We start from the raw sequence: 13,504 nt of genomic DNA, 5'->3' as shown, positions 1-13,504 counted from the left end.
TTTAATTATGTTTTAAAGAATGAGATGGATTTATAAAGAAAGTCCGCAAGCAGTTGTAGCTGATCGTTATGAGAACAATGCCTGTGATGAAGATGAAAGGAATCAAAAAATCAAAGAAGTCTAAGGCGGTAGCGAAAGCAAAATTTTGAAGCCATTCATTCATCAAGTAGAATGTGAACGATGAACCGACAACACCGCTGATTACAGTAATCTTCAGATAGCTTTTTGACAGCAACAACAGGATATCAAAACTTCTGGCTCCGAAAACTTTTCTTACCGCTATTTCCATAAGTCTCTTTTGTACGGCATAATAGGAAAGTGCAAACAGTCCCAGGCAAGATATTGTGATGGCAAGGAGCGAAAAATATTTTGCCAATGATTCAAATTGTTGCACAGGCTGATATTGACGATTATAAGTGGATTCTAAAAAACTATATTCAAAAGGCGTTGACGGAAAAAGGGACTGCAGTTGTTGTTTTGCTATCGCCAAAGCTTCTTCAGTATGTCCTTCCTGAATTTTAAGGGTGAGATACCCTGGCGTAGACGGACGAAAGCTTAACATGATAGGTTCAAACGTTTCTTTGAGAAACAAATGATTGTAATTAGCGAAAACTCCAATCACCACATATTCCTTCAATTGCCAATGAATCCTATGGTTTAAAGCCTCCTCCGGAGAATTAAACTTCAATGTTTGAAGGGCAGCTTCATTTAAAATTACCGTTGGTAGTCCTGAAGGCTTATCAGAAAAATTCCTTCCCGCTATCAGCCGGATATCATAAGTGCTCAAAAAATTTTCGTCAACCTGAAGAAAGAATACATTATTCCCATCAAGTTCAGGACCGACAACCCTTTGTACCCCTCCTGACTTGCTAATTCGTACTCCAGGAATAGTCGAAGAAGAACACACATTTTTAATGAAAGGAGAAGTAAGGAGCCGGGCTTTAAATGCTTCAAGTCGGTCATGATAGGTGGAATCTACCGTACCGGGACTACGGATTGCAACGCACCCGCTAAGCTCCATGCCCAAGTTGGCTTTTTTCATAAATTCAATTTGTTTGTCAATAATTAACGTACTCGAGACCAGAATGAATGACATAATGAACTGGAAATACAAAAGCCCTTTTTTAAAAAAAATACCCTGTGCGGATGACTGATATTTATGAGCCAACAAGCCAACGGGCGGGCGAGATGCTAAAAGCAAAGAGGGGTACAATCCAGCTGCTATACTACCTGCCAGAATGCATGATAAGACTGTTGCTACGTATGGAGTATCCGTTAGCAAAACCTCGGAAACCGGTTTACCTAACCAATTTTCAAAAGGATGCTGAAACAATAATACTAACAAAATACTAAGGCCAAAACTAAAAACATTCATCAATATGGACTCGGCAAAAAATTGTACAACTAAATGACTCCTTGTTGAACCCAACACCTTCTTTACGGCGATTTCATTTAATCTTTCCATCGATCTCGCCAAAAACATATTTATGTAGTTGATCCATTCCATTAGCAATATTGTGTACGCGATGATGGTCAGAAACATGAGTTGTTGGGAAGAGCCGGAAGGTCCAACCTCTTCACGCAATTTCGATTCTAAGTAAATTTGCCTCAGAGGTTGGAGAAAAATGACGATGTGCGAGTCGTTTCCATAGAGCTTTTCTACAAGACCTTGAAATCTGGGCTCCATCCATTCATCCGACAAAACCTGGTTGCTTACTATGTACGTATAGAATTGGCTCCATCCTAAGTTTCCCTCCAGTTGGCTGGAGTTAATGGTTGCATACGAAATCAAATAATCAAAATGGATATGTGAATTGGCCGGCGGATCGGCGACGATTGCCGTGATAACATGATCTTCCTTACGTTGTGCATCTACCTCAATGGACGAACCTAAAATATTACTGTAAGGTAGCGTCCCAAATATCTTTTCCGCGTAAGATTGCGTTATGGCTATTGAGTACGGTTTTGAAAGCGGCTCCGTATGGCCCGCCACGATGGGGAAGGAAAAAATTTTCAAAAAAGCCGAGTCGGCATAAAAACCATTATCGGCATTGCCGGTATATTTGAGTCGCCCCTTTTGAAAAACATTAAACACGCAATAGGGCTTAACAGTAAGCACAGGGACGAAACGGGTGTAGGCGTCAATTTCAGGAAAAGCTTCGGCAACGGCTGGCCCCAGCGCAGGAACGCTCGATGCATAAATACTGGAGTTTTCTCCTTTATAATCAGTCTCGCCCCAATTGAATGCGACGCGGTATATGCTGTCTCCCTTATGGTGAAAAGAATCATAGCTGCGTTCAAACGCCACGTATTCCATAATCAACAGGAAGCTCACCAATCCAACGCTTAACCCACTAACATTGATAACACTAAAAACCTTTCTTTTCGCCAAAGTACGAAAGGCTAATTTCAAAAAAATCCAATGAACAATTTCGTGGGCGACAGGACTCGATTTTCTTTTTGGTTGGTATGGACGAATAGCCCTTAGCACATCTAAAAAGTAATGAAGTCGCGCCTTAAACAGGCTTTGATAAGTTAAACGTTCATAAAAAACTTCTTCCAGGTCACCTTCTATTTCCTCAACAAATTCCGCATTGACAAACCAGTGAAGTAATTTCCGTGCTAGTCGTGGTGGTGAATGCTGCATTGGAATTCAGTTGCGTTGAAGAATAATTTTCGGAAGTTGGGACCACATGTGATTGCGTAGCTCCTGGGCTTCCCGCAAAGCTTTTACACCGTAAGGTGTAAGTGCGAAAATTCTTTTTCGCTTTCCTCCCCTAACTTCTGTGGCTTCTCCAAACTTCGATTTTAGAAATCCTTTTTCTTCCAGCCGGTGGAGCGCAGTATGAACAGCGCCAATATTCACAGACCGCCCTGTTTGGTTCTCGATCTCCTTACAAATACCGACGCCATAGGCCGTGTCTTGCAGTATGCCGACAGCAAGCAATACGATTTCTTCAAATTCTCCGAGGTATGTGCCCTTCATTGGAGGTGTTTAAGTGTTTAGGTGTTTAGGTGTTTCTGTTGGAAGTTTTTTAACTAAGGCTTAATGTCCTAGTAGTCTGATATTATTTATAAATGTATATAATATAATTAAAAGTCAAAGTATCCTCCTTCATTTTTTTTAAGACTGCGAGCCGTTCGTATGCTTTCCTATATATGATTCAAGGCTATCCATTATATTGTATATCGGAAATCATGTACCTAACCCACCATACCTATGAAAAGTATTCTCAACAAAATTATTCAGGAAAACAAACAGCTCGAACAGGATGAAGCAGAAGCCGCGCAACGAGAAATTGATAGCCCCACGACTTGCGACAGCCGAAGAAATTTTTTAAAAAGAACGGCACTGGGTGGGATGACCTTAACGGGTTTAATGAGCCTTCCTATAGAAGATACCGTTGCCCAGACTACATCTAAAGTGCAACGTACATCCTATCCTTCAGATCTTAAAATTACCGATATGCGTTGCGTCACCATTGACAATGGCACATCATTCACGAACGCTCGAAATGTTATTATCCGTATTGACACCAATCAGGGCATTTATGGCCTTGGTGAAGTAAGAGATGGTGCTGACAAGCGATATGCACTTTTTCTGAAAAGCAGAATATTGGGGAAAAATCCATGTAACGTCGAGATGATTTTCAAGATCATTAAGCAACATGGAGGTCACGGACGCAAAGGCGGTGGCGTTAGCGCGGTAGAAATGGCGATGTGGGACTTGTTAGGGAAAGCTTACAATGTACCGACTTGGCAATTATTAGGAGGCAGATACAGAGATAAGATAAGACTCTATGCGTATGTTCCCGCGCATAACAGCGCTGAAATTGATATTGAAAAATTTAAGAGCGATTGCAAAGTCCGTATGGAAGATCAAGGCTTCACTTGGATGAAAATGCACCCTGGCGTCCACGCTTATTATAAAGTTCCTGGTGCAATAGTAAACTCTAAATATGTGATCGGTTTTAATGAACCCAATCTGGATGACTACTTATCCTATCAGAATACACGTCATGGCTTATCGGCTATCCAAATTACAGATAAAGGCCTGGACATTCTTTCCAAATACGTCGGAACAATACGAGATGTAATCGGCTACGACATCCCGCTGTCCGGCGATCATTTCGGACATTTTGATTTAAACAACTGCATACGTGTGGCCAATGCGTTGGAAAAGTACCGGCTTGCTTCTATGGAAGATTTTGTACCGTGGGATTGTACAGAGCAATTGAAAATAATTACAGACTCCATCAATTCCCCTACTATTACTGGTGAGGATATTTATTTGAAAGAAGCATTTAAAAAATTATGCGATGTGCATGCGGTAGATATTGTTCACCCGGACATGGGCACTTCAGGAGGCATACTCGAGACCAAAAAGATTGGAGATTATGCAGAGGAGCATGATATGGGAATGAAAATGCATTTTGCAGGAACTCCCGTTTCGTTTATGGCAAATGTTCATTGTGCGGCAGCAACTCAAAACGTGTTAGCCCTGGAGGTACCTAATCAGGTTGTCGATAACCCATGGTGGCCCAAGTTGGTAAACATGGTAGGTAAACAACCGCTGTATACAAAAGGATTTGCAAACGTACCCCTGGATGCACCTGGACTTGGAGTAGAGTTAAACGAAGATGAAATCAAGAAACATCTTCATGCGGAAGATAAAAGTTATTTTGTTCCGACACCGGAGTGGAATGAGAAGCGCTCTCATGACAGACTGTGGAGTTAGTAGAGAAGATTCGATAAAGTTATTGGTTGAAGACCAATCAACGGTTTGTAACCAATAACTTTTAATTATTAAAATAGGACCAGGATAAATATATCTGTAACGTCCGAGCAAAATGCTCAATCCCTTTTCAGAACATGGATGATAGCAACATTTGACTTTCCGAAAATTAAATCTCAAGTTAATTTTGTATTGAGCAAACACGTAAGAAGCTATTGACCATATAAAACAAACGCACCTTGAAGAGGTTCTTACAAAACGCCTCATTGTTCAGCGAATAGTTGAATAATTTTAAGAGCATATTTGAGTAAAACAATTCCGCGCGGCGTCGCAATTCACCCTGCGTCAAAGCCTAACTGGTACATTAATTGTCGATTCCTGATAAAAAAAAGAAAGTTATGGGAAAAGACAGAGAAGGAAAATATCATCCGCCGAAAGGCAAACCATCAGGGACCACCACGCAAAAAGGTGTTACCACTACTAATTCTAGTACACTTGATCAGCAATTAGAGGTTGAAGACAAGTACGACATTCAGGCCGATGCGGACGAAATCGCCGCGAATGTTCGTGTCCGGCATCCTAATAGAAATGTCGACAAAGGGAACGGCCGAAAAACGCCGGAGAAAAAAAGTCAATCGAATAAAAATAAATCTGTCACGGAAACATTCAAAGCCGAATCAAGCAATGTTTCGATAGACGAATTATCACCATTCTTATCCAAAGAAGGGCTGCAGGAAATTGCAAATTACACGTCAAATTGTTGCATCAGCGTTTATATTCCAACGCATCAGTCAGGTGTAGCGGTAAATGAACAAATGGATCCGATTGCTTTTAAGAATGCACTTCAACAAATTGAAAGTACATTGAAACAGCGACAGTTCGATCAACCTACCATTGCACGCATCCTCAAGCCAGGATATGACCTGTTGCGTGACGAAGCGTTTTGGTACGCCTTATCACCTGGACTCGGCTTGTTCATTGCTGATGGATATTTTAAATTCATGAAGCTGCCGGCAACCACAGCAGAAAAAATATTGATTAATACTTCATTTTATTTAACGCCGCTCGTACCGTTTTTTCTGAGTAAGGAATATTTCTATTTGTTGGTTATCAGTAAGAAACAAGCCAAACTTTTCAGAGCTGACAATTTTGGAATGAAATATATAGCGGTAAAAGAATTACCCAATGGTGTGGACGATGTTGTACACTTTGAGGAAAAAGATGATCAAAAACTTTTCCGCACCGGCAGCAGTGGCGCTGGTGAGGGTGCCAATTATCATGGTATTGGCGGAGGAAAACCTGATGAAAAAGAAAACATTTCGATGTATCTGGAAGAGGTAGACGAAACGTTGTGGAAAGAGATTCTACATAACGAGCATGTTCCACTACTTTTGGCTGGTGTTGAATATTTGATACCACTTTTTAAAAAAGTTTCCCACTATCAATATATCTGGGATAAAAACATCACCGGTAATCTCGAGTATTCTGACGAACAACAGCTATACCGGCAAGCACGCGAATTGATGGAACCCTATTTCCGGGAACGGTTAAACAAGGCAAAGGAAACATATGGCAATCAGTCTGCGACAGCGCTAACTTCTTCGGTGGTAGAAGACGTGATTCCTGCAGCATACTACGCGCGCATATCACAATTATTTGTTGACAAGGATGCGCAGATATGGGGAACGTTCGATGAACAAGCAAATCAACTTACAGTTCACGAACAACAAGAAGAAAACAATGACAGTTTAATGGACAAGGCAGTTATGAAAACTATTTTAAACGGCGGTGAAGTATTCATTGTCGATAAGGAAGACATGCCTGCGCAGAGCAGCATAGCAGCCTTAATGAGATATTAAATTATAAACACAGACAAGAACAAAAGATATTATGGAAACGACGACAGTAAAAATGCCTAAAAAAATTCCACCTCAAGAGCAGGATCAACAGCCAGGTATTGAGCAGGAAATGAACCCTAAACCAATTTATGATAACGATGAACCTGGTTTGGGTCGATTAAAAGGAAAAGTTGCCATTATTACCGGAGGTGATAGTGGCATCGGCCGGGCCGTAGCCGTACAGTTTGCTAAAGAAGGGGCTGATGTAGTAATTGCCTATTTAAACGAGCATGGCGATGCCAAAGAAACGGCCTCTGAAATTCGAAAATATGGCAAAGAGCCATTGCTTATACCCATTGATGTTTCGGAAGAAAAAAATTGCGAAACAATTGTAGAGAAGACGCTTGAAAAATTTAGTAAGATAGATATTGTGGTCAATAATGCAGCTGTACAGTATGAACAGCATTCGATCGAAGATATCAGTGCTGAACAATTGGAGAAAACGTTTAAGACTAACATTTTTTCTTATTTCTATCTGACAAAATTTGCGACCCCACATTTAAAAGAAGGTAGCAGCATTATTAACACGGCCTCGGTGACAGCATACAAAGGTAATCCGGCGCTAATGGATTATGCTTCTACGAAGGGTGCCATCATCGCCTTTACTAGAAGTCTGTCTCAATCCCTTGCTGAAAAGAAAATTCGAGTTAACGCAGTAGCGCCCGGCCCGGTATGGACTCCTCTTATCCCCGCTTCTTTTCCTGCGGAGAAGGTGGCAAAATTTGGTCAGGATATTCCCTTGGGTCGCCCCGCTCAACCTGTTGAAATTTCCCCGTGTTATGTCTTTCTGGCATCAAAGGAAAGTGTATTTATTACAGGGCAAGTATTGCATCCAAACGGCGGAACAGTCGTTAATTCATAATGCTATGAAATACTTAGCGGAGCCATGAACGTATCCGTTCGTGGTTCTGCTATTTTATAATGGGACTTTCTGTTTTTCCTGGGTAGTCAATCCGTTGGTTATCTCATTGAAGACTGATGGCAAGCCTGATATGCCGATGCCTTCAATACGACAACGGCCTTTCATTCTCTAAAAGAAATCACAAATGTTGTTCCCTCGTTAACATTACTCTCAACATCGATATGGCCTCCGAGGCTCGTAACATGTGCATGAACCAGATATAGGCCAATGCCCTTGCTGTCTCCATGATCATGAAACTTCTGATGCAGTCCAAAAATTTTACCCTTTACTTTCTCCATATCGAAACCAATACCGTTGTCAGCAATTCTTAATCGATTAAACCCACTCCCTCGTTCTGAAGAAATGGATATTATTGGAATATTACCGGGTCTGGAATATTTGATAGAATTGGTAATCAAGTTTAGAATGATACTTTCCAGGTATCCGGTATTGCATCTTATATTTTCAAGTTTAGAAAAATCAGTATGAATTTCAGCTCTTGATGTTTGAATAAGAGAGCCAATGGAATGAAGAACACGGTTCACCGTTTGGTGTAAATTCACCGTTTCTTCTTCAATCCTATGTTTGGCACTGATGTTATCTACATACTCATTCAACGTCTTCTTTAGGTTTGCGCCGGCAAGTTTGATGACCTCAATTATTTCAATTGTCTGCGGGTCAGTAATCTTCGAAACCTCAATGAGACTTAACAACGACAAAAATCCATTTACTGGCGAACGTAGGTCATGTGAGGTAGTAAACGTTAACTGCGTGAGGTCTTTATTGATTTTTGTAAGGTTAGCCAGCATAGCGTTGCGCTCAGCCTCCTGCCTTTTTTTATGCGTGATGTTTTTTGCAATGGCAAAAATTAAGTCGTCACTTGGTATCGGTAGCGAAGTCCACGACAACCAGACAATTTCTCCCGTTTTTGTTACGTATCTGTTTTCAAAATTCAAAAGGGGTTTAGACTTTGTCAATTCTGTACGGGCATTGGATGTGGCAGCTTTATCATCAGGATGCACGAAATCATTAATTGGCCTTGCATATAACTCCTCCAAAGAATACCCTAGCGCGTTTGCAACTGCGGGGTTAATTTTTTTGAAGTAGCCATCAAAACCGGCAATACATAAAAGGTCAGGCGACAACTCAAATAACAGGTCGTATTTAAAATAATTGTCACTCATGGGAAGGACACTTCCTTAAACCGGTTAAGAAGAGATTATGAAAATTTCCGAAAGATACGTCCCTTTTTGCAAAAAATGAGCCTTGAAGGCGTCGCTGTTAAGTCGGAAAACTATAAAAAACTTACGTGTCGTTTTTAATGTTGGCATTCTGCCAAAGACAACAGACGAAAAAATCAAAGGAGGACTTTTCTATTTTTTTTCTGGCAATCGCGCAGCCTGCCGAGCTAAAAGTTTCCACTGTCCATTTTCTTTTTTCCAAACCATCAAGATAATGATGTCAATGACAGCAGGATAGCCTGGGTTATGAGCATCGGCAATTAGACGGTGTCTCACAATAGCATTATCGCCAACGATCTTTATAGTTTGATTTGAAATTTTTGGGTTTGACATTTTTGTCCATCCTTTCATGAATTCATCAATGAAACCCTGCTTATTTCTTACAGTACCGCTCGAATGAACATATTCCAATGCATCGCAGGCAAGTGAGGCTAAGATCGCACTATCTGGTTTGACCATAACTTCTGTTAATTGTTCTATTGCTTGTGCAACGAGCTTCTCATCTGGCGATTGTGCTGACACTTCATTTGATATCATTACTAGTACCAAGACACAACAGAAAAAATATTTTATTAAACCAGGCGATATATTTTTCATGCATGTAATTATTCAAACGGTTAATATATACACAATTTATCATTTCATGCTTTCCGCTTATCACTAATTACCAGCCAATTTGAGCGGTTATCGGACTGAACCTCCAATAAATAACGTAATGAATATACGCAACTGTGCCTTATTTAGTACTTATCAAAAAATGATTCCAATTTTCTTGTGATACCCGGCGAAATATTATGCTTATTTTGCAGGAGTCCTCAATGAAGCAAACATTGATTTAACCCGTCTTAGTCGCTCTTTAAAGCTTATGGAGTTATATTATTCATTTTCAGTATTGATCGTATTAGCCTCGCTGTTTGCATACATTAATCATCGATTTATCAAATTACCTTCTGCCATCGGTATCATGCTCATGGCCATCGTGGCATCGATAATTATCAGGTTTGCCGGAAGCAGTATTTTTCCTGACGCGACCACAAAGATCTTTAAACTAATTTCCGAGCTCGACTTTACTGAAGTGTTAATGGGTGCAATGTTGAATTTCCTGTTGTTCGCTGGAGCCATCCACGTCAACTTTGCGGATCTTCGAAAACAACGTTTACCTGTTCTCACTTTCTCTACCATCAGCGTTGTTATTTCAACCTTTGTGATTGGAGTCATTCTTTACTATGTAGCTCCCCTATTTACGATTAACCTTCCATTTTTGTATTGTTTACTTTTTGGCGCATTGATTTCGCCCACCGATCCCATCGCCGTTTTAGGAATTCTAAAAAAGGCAAACGTCAGCAAATCATTAGAAACAAAAATTACTGGTGAGTCATTATTTAATGATGGGGTCGCGGTTGTTTTATTTGCCGTTATTTTACAACTAACGCATACAGACGATGCTCAGATTTCAATTGGTTCTATTTCATTATTATTGGCCAAGGAGGCATTGGGTGGATTAATATTGGGAGTCCTGTTGGGGTATACAGCTTCAAAAGCTCTTAAAAGTATTGACGATTATGTCGTGTCCGTTCTTATTACGCTTTCAGTGGTGATGGGAGGATATCTTATTGCCCGCGCCTTCCACATTTCTGGGCCGCTTACGATGGTGGCTGCAGGGCTTCTCATTGGAACCTATGGAAAAAGGGTTTCAATGTCATCCTTAACAAAGGACTACCTTACCAAATTCTGGGAACTGATTGATGAAATCTTAAATGCAATCTTATTTTTATTCATCGGATTCGAATTGTTATTAATTCCCGATTTTGAAACCTATTGGCTGTTGTCGCTCGCCACTATTTTGGTCGTTTTATTCGCGCGATTTATATCTATCTGGATTCCATCGTTAATTGTTCCCTTTCAGCCAAAGCTAAGTCGCGGTTCGTTGACCATGCTTGTATGGGGAGGGTTGCGCGGCGGGGTGTCAATTGCTTTGGTAATATCGGTTTCGCATGGTCTCTACAAAGAGGTACTGTTAGAAATGACGTATTTTGTCGTTGTTTTTTCTATCGTTATACAAGGTCTTACGGTTGGTAAAGTTTCTGAAAAAGTGCTAACGAAGCCGGTTAGGAAGGTGAAGCTATCAGAAGGTCAAGATAAAAGATAACAACACGCTACCATGTTTCTTGGGAAAGGTATCCGTCTTATATCAGTTTCATGTTTGCGTAGTAATGTTATTGATGTACCTCCCCTGTTCGTGCGCTCACCACTCGATAAACTTTTCCATCGGGCTTCGTCATCACATATAACTCACCCTTATGATCTCTCCCGAATCGCATATCTACTTTCTGAGCACCACTTAATTCGATCATAGTCGTTATTTTTCCATTGATAGAAACTTTCATTTCCTGGATGGTCGCTTGTTTTCCAATTTTCAATTCATCCGCCTTTACAAAAAATACACGGCCCTTTACAATGTCACCGAAGATGCATTTGCCTTGCAGCTCAGGCACAGCAGTCCCCCAATATTCGAAGCCTCCTGAGATCGCATTGCCTTCATCGTGATCGTACTGCGCAACTGGGTATGTAATATTATAAGAAGCGTCGTTAGCCGGAAGGGAAAAGATGTTACTCATGTTTTCATCGTACTTCATCAAAAATGTTCCCTCGCGTATAGGCCATCCGTAATCTCTGCCCGGTAGAATCATGTATAAGGCCTCGATGTTGTGATGGCCAATATTCGAAGCTAACATTTGTCCACGTTTAGTCCACGTAATGCGGTGCGGGTTTCGAAACCCATATGCAAATCGCTCGCGCACAGCATCCGGATTTTTACTTTTTGCAAAGGGATTGGCAGCCGGAATGCCATACTTTCCGTTCTTACTGTTATTTCCAGACGGATCAATACGCAGAATACTTCCCCAGATTTTATCTTCGCTACGAACCAAGAAAGGGAAACCAAATTCCACACTTGCACCGTCGCCAATACCGATGTAAAGCAAACCGTAATCTTCGTCACCCGGCTTGGATAAAGGATTAAAAGTAATTTCTTGTACGCCATGATAAGCGCCCACCATGTTTACCCGAAAAAGTTCTCTGCTTTTTCCCCTAAAAGGAAACGCATCTGGACTTTCCGTTTTCCACTCGGACAAAACCCACTGCAACGTTACTTTGATGGAATCATCATAAGCAAAGTCAGCCTTTCCTGACCCTGGGCTTTCAACATGAGTTGTATACAATAAACCATTGTTTTTAAATTCCGGGTGAAACGCGAAACTCCCAAAACCGGTAGCTAAACCAGGCTTGTCAATGAACTTGGGTTTTTCTTTCGCCATATCGAGATATAGTTTCGGCTGATTGTTTAACAATTGATATAGTTTACCGCGTAAATCAACGACAAACAATTCCTTTGTGTCCGGGCGAAAATCCATTTTACAAATTCGAGTTAATTGTCCTTCAGTGCTGCTGGCCGGAATAGTTGTAATTAACTCGATACCTATGGTCAAGTCCGACATGGCGATCGGTTCAGGTATGGGGTTCTTAAGTGCATCGGGATCGACTTTCGTTCTTTTCGGGTCTGGTGCTGCTTTGGTATTTAAGAAGGCCACCACACAATTCAATTCGTCCTCTGTGAAGCTGCTAAATGATGGCATAATCGTTTTGAACTTCTCATGCAACTGCTGAGCACGCTCGTCACCCGAGTGAATTAGTCCTTGCGGATTTTTAATAAATGTTTTTATCCAATCAATAGATACTACCGAAGTAACACCGCCGAGTTGAGGACCAATACCATCTTGCCGGAAGTTATGACACGCACCACATTGTTGTGCGAAAATGGTTTGACCCTTTTGAATGGATGCCGTATCCGAAACTACAGCTTCAACTTTGTCTGATGATTTTGAATGTGTACAGGAAGAAACCATCCCTATAACACAGACCAGGACTGGAATGGCAATGACAAATTGTTTAAAATACATGCGTAGCCTTATCTATTAATCGCAAAGATTGATTTTATATTTAGTGTGAAGATAAGAAAGCGAAAAGACTATTTTTAAGATCGGTAAGTTATTCGTTAAAACTACCCTTCCAACGAAAGCTGCCACGCCATCTAGAACAATAAAAAAGGCTCCTGGAAAAAATCCAGAGGCCTTTTTACTACCCAGGAGACAGCCTGATGGTTACTGCTTATCTTTCAATTCAGATTTTTTAATTTTCTTTTTTTCACCAGCCTCGTTCATGTAATAATATTTTCCATTTTCCATAAAGACTGCTTCACCATTTGGGCCTTGCTTTCCTTCTACAGGCGTCATTTCACTTGGACGTTCCATAGACTGATCTGTTTGCGACTCGGTAGGCTGACCTGATTCACGTGATTGACCTTGTTGAATGGCGTTATTTCCATCCTGAACAGGTTGATCAGTTGACTGGTCCTGAGTCGGTCCTACTGGAGGGGTCGGTGTGGTTGGAGATGGTTGGGTTGTAGGATCCTGCGTTGGCGCCGTTTGATCCTGTGTTGGTGCAGACTGATCTTGCGTTGGCGCAGGTGTAGACTGATCTAAATTCGGGCTAGGCTGTGGATCTTGAGATTGTTCAACGGGACTATTGCTATTATAGTTTGTTGAAGTTGAATCTTGTGCCTGGGCAAGAGAAGCAATACTGATCATTGCTGCTCCGCATACTGTCATTATTATTTTTTTCATGATTAAACATTTTTAAGTAAGACATTAATTTGTTTCTACCGCTATCA

The 13,504-nt window shown here is 40.9% G+C and carries 10 protein-coding genes; 4 read left to right on the top strand and 6 right to left on the bottom strand.

Going from position 1 to position 13,504, the window contains the following annotated elements:
- Position 1: 1 nt before the first annotated feature.
- Positions 2-2,647 (bottom strand): ABC transporter permease, encoded by a 2,646-nt coding sequence (locus tag P2W71_RS27755; RefSeq protein WP_276374819.1) that lies wholly within the window; start codon positions 2,645-2,647, stop codon positions 2-4.
- 6 nt (positions 2,648-2,653) lie between these two features.
- Positions 2,654-2,986, bottom strand: coding sequence for a helix-turn-helix transcriptional regulator (locus tag P2W71_RS27750; RefSeq protein ID WP_276374818.1), 333 nt, complete (start codon positions 2,984-2,986; stop codon positions 2,654-2,656).
- A 234-nt stretch (positions 2,987-3,220) separates the two neighbouring features.
- On the opposite strand from P2W71_RS27750, the gene P2W71_RS27745 reads away from it, so the two are divergent.
- The 3 genes from P2W71_RS27745 (at position 3,221) to P2W71_RS27735 (ending at position 7,495) form a co-directional block, all read left to right on the top strand.
- On the top strand, positions 3,221-4,738 hold the full coding sequence (locus P2W71_RS27745) for a mandelate racemase/muconate lactonizing enzyme family protein (protein ID WP_276374817.1): 1,518 nt from the start codon (positions 3,221-3,223) through the stop codon (positions 4,736-4,738).
- 395 nt (positions 4,739-5,133) lie between these two features.
- Positions 5,134-6,594, top strand: coding sequence for a hypothetical protein (locus P2W71_RS27740; RefSeq protein WP_276374816.1), 1,461 nt, complete (start codon positions 5,134-5,136; stop codon positions 6,592-6,594).
- Positions 6,595-6,625: 31 nt separating this feature from the next.
- Positions 6,626-7,495: an SDR family oxidoreductase gene (locus tag P2W71_RS27735; RefSeq protein ID WP_276374814.1), complete on the top strand. Its 870-nt coding sequence runs from the start codon at positions 6,626-6,628 to the stop codon at positions 7,493-7,495.
- Between the two features lie 161 nt (positions 7,496-7,656).
- On the opposite strand, the gene P2W71_RS27730 is transcribed toward P2W71_RS27735, so the two are convergent.
- Both P2W71_RS27730 and P2W71_RS27725 read right to left on the bottom strand, forming a co-directional pair.
- Positions 7,657-8,718: a PAS domain-containing sensor histidine kinase gene (locus tag P2W71_RS27730; RefSeq protein WP_276374811.1), complete on the bottom strand. Its 1,062-nt coding sequence runs from the start codon at positions 8,716-8,718 to the stop codon at positions 7,657-7,659.
- Between the two features lie 189 nt (positions 8,719-8,907).
- The gene (locus P2W71_RS27725; protein WP_276374808.1) at positions 8,908-9,372 is read right to left on the bottom strand and encodes a nuclear transport factor 2 family protein; all 465 of its coding nucleotides are present in this window, start codon (positions 9,370-9,372) and stop codon (positions 8,908-8,910) included.
- A gap of 268 nt (positions 9,373-9,640) precedes the next feature.
- Between P2W71_RS27725 and P2W71_RS27720 the strand changes: the two genes are divergently transcribed.
- Positions 9,641-10,924, top strand: a complete 1,284-nt coding sequence (locus tag P2W71_RS27720; protein WP_276374806.1) for a sodium:proton antiporter — start codon at positions 9,641-9,643, stop codon at positions 10,922-10,924.
- 67 nt (positions 10,925-10,991) lie between these two features.
- Here the strand turns inward: P2W71_RS27720 and P2W71_RS27715 are convergent, their stop codons facing one another.
- A complete protein-coding gene (locus P2W71_RS27715) occupies positions 10,992-12,734 on the bottom strand; it encodes a PQQ-dependent sugar dehydrogenase (protein ID WP_276374803.1) in 1,743 nt (580 codons plus the stop codon).
- 201 nt (positions 12,735-12,935) lie between these two features.
- Positions 12,936-13,457, bottom strand: a complete 522-nt coding sequence (locus P2W71_RS27710; protein ID WP_276374801.1) for a hypothetical protein — start codon at positions 13,455-13,457, stop codon at positions 12,936-12,938.
- Between the last annotated feature and the right edge of the window lie 47 nt (positions 13,458-13,504).

The organism is Chryseolinea sp. H1M3-3, assembly GCF_029360725.1.
Classification (GTDB): Bacteria; Bacteroidota; Bacteroidia; order Cytophagales; family Cyclobacteriaceae; genus Chryseolinea.
The sequence above is the reverse complement of the archived record's forward strand: the minus strand, read 5'-3'. Positions and strand labels throughout refer to the sequence as shown.